At 66.9% G+C, this 3,958-nt stretch carries 4 protein-coding genes; 2 read left to right on the forward strand and 2 right to left on the reverse strand.

Features of this window, described 5'->3' with window-relative positions:
• Positions 1 to 987, reverse strand: a 987-nt coding sequence (locus VNM24_00320) for a sulfatase-like hydrolase/transferase (protein HWQ37042.1), incomplete at its 3' end; no start/stop codon positions are given.
• Between the two features lie 120 nt (positions 988 to 1,107).
• On the opposite strand from VNM24_00320, the gene VNM24_00325 reads away from it, so the two are divergent.
• On the forward strand, positions 1,108 to 1,956 hold the full coding sequence (locus tag VNM24_00325) for a tripartite tricarboxylate transporter substrate binding protein (GenBank protein HWQ37043.1): 849 nt from the start codon (positions 1,108 to 1,110) through the stop codon (positions 1,954 to 1,956).
• On the opposite strand, the gene VNM24_00330 is transcribed toward VNM24_00325, so the two are convergent.
• Positions 1,953 to 3,554, reverse strand: coding sequence for a choline dehydrogenase (locus VNM24_00330; GenBank protein ID HWQ37044.1), 1,602 nt, complete (start codon positions 3,552 to 3,554; stop codon positions 1,953 to 1,955). The two genes, VNM24_00325 and VNM24_00330, sit on opposite strands and share 4 nt — an antisense overlap.
• Positions 3,555 to 3,604: 50 nt before the next feature.
• Between VNM24_00330 and VNM24_00335 the strand changes: the two genes are divergently transcribed.
• Positions 3,605 to 3,958: hypothetical protein (locus VNM24_00335; GenBank protein HWQ37045.1), on the forward strand; the 354-nt coding region annotated here is incomplete at its 3' end.

The following is a 3,958-nucleotide window of genomic DNA, read 5'->3' on the forward strand; positions in this document are numbered from 1 at the left end:
CAGTGCATCGAGGATCCTGCCGACGCTGTGGTCAATCAGCGAGATCATGCCGTAGTAGTTGGCCGTCATCTGCGCCAGCTGGCGGTCGGTCTGCTTCGGAATGCGCGAGACCTTGGCGCGCAGGTGGCGGAACTGCGGATCGGCGAGCGCCGGGATGCCCTCCAGCGTTGCCTTGTACCACCACGGCCGGGATGTCACCGGATCTTCGTTCCGGGTCCGCGGGAGGGGCACTGCCGAGGGTTCGTGCAACAGGCTCCATGGCGTCGGGCAGTCGAAAGGCTGGTGCGGATCGGGAAACGAAACCCACGCGCAAAACGGCCTGGATCGGTCCCGCGTTTGCAGGAAGCCCGTCATCCTGTCGGCCAGCCACGTGCTCGAGTGCCAGGCGGCCGGCAGCGCGGAGTGCCACGTTTGCGCCGCGCCCTCCGTATCCGGACCGGCCGGCGCGGTGAGCAGATGCAGGACTTCATGCTCGTCGGCACGCGAAAGCAGCCAGCGCTCGTAGTGTCCGACCGGCGGGCGCTCGAGCGGCGTCGGATTGTTGACGTGGCCGAGTACCACGAGCTCGACGCGCTCGAAACCCATGTAGGGTCCGTGCCAGGCGGGGCCGTATCTTGCTCCGCTCCGCATGCACTCCGGAGTGCCGGTCGGCCGGAAGGTCGCCTTGGTGGCGAAATGCGCCTTGCCGAAGAATGCCGTCTGGTAGCCTGCGCGCGCGAGCGTGCCGGCGAAGCCTTCTTCGCCGATACGAGGATCGAGATCCACGCCGTTGTCCCAGACGCCGTGGGTGAGGGGCAAGAGCCCCGTGAGGATCGAAGCGCGGGAGGGCTGGCAGACGAGGTTGGGAGTGATACACGCCGAAAATCGCATGCCCTCGGCCGCGAGACGGTCGAGGTGCGGCGTGCGGAGGTGCGGATTTTCGAAACCGAAACAGTCCGCGCGCTGCTGGTCACTGGTAATGAGTACGATATTGGGCTTCCGCGACATGGGAAACGTGCCGTGAGACTCGCTATTTTCGCTTCACTGTGGTTCGCCTTCGCAGCCGCGTCGCAGGACTATCCCACGAAGCCGGTCCGCTTCATCGTGCCGTTCCCGCCGGGCGGCGTGATGGATGTCGCGACGCGTGCGGTGGCAGGGCCGTTGCAGGAGAGCCTCGGTCACCCGATCCTGGTGGAGAACCGTCCGGGAAGCGGCGGCAACATCGGCACCGAGTCGGTCGCGCGCTCCGCCCCGGATGGCCACACGCTGCTCGTGATCGGCGATCACAACACGATCGCACCGGCGCTCTACTCGAAGCTGCCCTACGATTTCCTCAAGGATTTCGTTCATATCACGAATCTCGTCACCGGCTCGCACGTGCTCGTCGCCCACGCCTCGCTGCCGATCCACAGCATCAGGGAGTTGATCGCCGAGGCAAAGAGGAATCCCGGACAGCTCGCCTACGCCTCGCCGGGCAACGGCACCGCGCAACACCTGGGCGCTGAGTTGCTGAAGGTCATGGCGGGCAACCTGCAGATCACGCACATCCCGTACAAGGGCGGCGGCCAGGCGATCAGCGATGTGGTCGGCGGCCAGGTGAAGCTCGGCATGCTTGGCCTGGCCCCGGTGCTGCCGCATATCCGCAGCGGCAAGCTGAAGGCGCTCGGCGTGACAGGCAGACAGCGCGTCGCGATTCTCCCCGATGTGCCGACCATCGCCGAATCGGGGCTCCCCGGCTTCGAGACCCTGCAGTGGTACGGCGTCTCCGCGCCTGCCGGGACGCCGCAGCCGGTCGTGCAGAAGCTGCACGCGGAGATCGTCAAGGCGGTGCGCCACCCGGCGGCCGCCGAGCGCCTTGCCGCCGTCGGCATGGAGATCGCGCCGAGCGCGAGCCCCGCCGACTACGCCCGGTTCATCCGCGAAGACATGGCGAGGTGGCCGGCAATCGTCAAAGCCGCCGGCGCGAAGGTGGACTAGGATCGGGCGTCTTCCTTAATAAGGTCGGCCGCCTTCTCGGCGATCATGATCGTCGCCGCGTTGGTGTTGCCGGAGACGATCGTCGGCATCACCGAGGCATCGGCGACGCGCAGGCCCTGAATGCCGTGCACCCGCAGGCGCGGATCCACGACGGCGCCTTCGTCGGTGCCCATCCGGCAGGTACCGCACGGATGAAAGCCGGTCGTAGCGGTGCTGCGGATGTACGCGAGCATTTCGTCATCCGAGCGCACCTCCGGCCCGGGCCTGTATTCGCTCGCCACATAGGGCGCGAACGCGCGCGTTGCCGCGATCCTGCGCGTGAGCCTGAATCCCGCCACCATCGCCCGGCGGTCGTAGTCAGTTGAAAGGTAGTTGTACCGGATCGCCGGATGCGCCCTCGAATCGGGCGATAGCGCGCGCACCCAGCCGCGGCTCGTCGGGCGCAGCGGATAGTAGTTGAAAGTGAAGCCCGACCAGGGATGCGGCGTCGCGCCGCGCTCCTCGGCGCTCACCGTGCTCAGGAAAAACTGGTAGTCGGGGGTCTTCGCATCCGGCAGCGCGCGCGTAATCAGTCCGCCCATCATCACCCCTACTGCCATCGGCCCGCGGCGCAGGATTGCCCAGCGTGCCGCGGTGGCGAGCTTCCCGAGGATCGTGCGCAGTTGGTCATTCGTGGTGATCGGCTGTGCGCACTTGTACATGAGCCGCAGGATGAGGTGATCCTGCAGGTTTTCACCCACGCCCGGAAGGTGCCGTACGACGGGGACGCCGAGTCGGCTTAAGTGCTCACCATGGCCAATCCCCGAGAGCTGCAACAACTGCGGCGACTGGACGGAGCCGGCGCACAGAATCACTTCCTGCGCGCTCCGCGCGCGGAGTGTCCTTCCTTTCCGGGCGTACTCCACGCCTACCGCCCGCGCACCGTCGAAAAGCACCCGGGTGACGTGTGCGTCGGTTTCTACGGCGAGGTTCGGACGCCCTTCTGCCGGGCGCAGGTACGCCACGGCGGCCGAGCAGCGCAGGCCGTTGCGCGTGGTGAGGTGGAGGTAGCCTGCGCCTTCCTGCGTCGGGCCGTTGAAGTCGTCGTTGCGCGGGATGCCGAGCTCAGCGGCGGCGGCGATCAGCGCCTCGACGAGCGGATGGCGATCCTTGATGCGGGAAACCGAAAGCGGCCCGTCGGCTCCGTGCCAGGGACCGGAGCCGCCGCAGAACGACTCGGACTTGATGAAGTAGGGCAGCGTTTCCTTCCAGCTCCAGCCCGCGGCCCCCGAAGCCGCCCAGCCGTCGAAGTCCTCGGGCTGGCCGCGGATCTGAATCAGCCCGTTGATCGCGCTTGAGCCGCCGAGGGTACGCCCGCGCGGCGTGTAGATGCGCCGGCCGTTCAAGTTCGGGTCCGGCTCGGCGACGAAGCCCCAGTTGAGCACAGGGTGGAACATCGTCTTGCCGTACCCGATCGGGATGTGGATCCAGGGGTAGGTGTCGCGCGGCCCGGCTTCCAGAAGCAGTACCGAATGCCTGCCGCCTTCGCTCAGGCGGTTGGCGAGCACGCAGCCGGCGGAGCCGCCGCCGACGATCAGGTAATCGAAGCTGCGCGCCACGTTGACATTCGCTGAAGTCATCCTATAACGTTATATCAAAGGAGGGTCCCATGGAATCGAAGCATTCGCAGTCCCGTCTGCGTTCCCGCCGCAAGGTTCTGAAGGCCGCCGCCGCGCTGGCTGGCGCGCCGTGGATCGCACGCTTCGCGTACGCACAGTCCTTTGACCTCGGCGCCTACCAGAAGGCGAGGATCAACTGGCGCCTCGCCGAGGGCCAGACGGTCAACGTGGCGGTGATCCCCGCCAGCTACTTCGACAACCTGATCGCCCTCACCCCGGAGTTCGAGGCGCTGACGGGCATCAAGGTCCGCTATGACAAGGTGCCGCCCGGCCAAATCCGCCAGAAGTGCGTCCTCGACCTCTCGGCGAAGACCGGCAACATCAGCACTCATGCCGGCGACCCG

The organism is Burkholderiales bacterium, from assembly GCA_035560005.1.
GTDB lineage: Bacteria > Pseudomonadota > Gammaproteobacteria > Burkholderiales > Eutrophovitaceae > DASRFY01.

Bases quoted from the DNA above. Each gene is read 5' to 3' on its own strand.
- VNM24_00325 (HWQ37043.1), top strand. From the start codon at position 1,108: ATGGATGTCGCGACGCGTGCGGTGGCAGGGCCGTTGCAGGAGAGCCTC.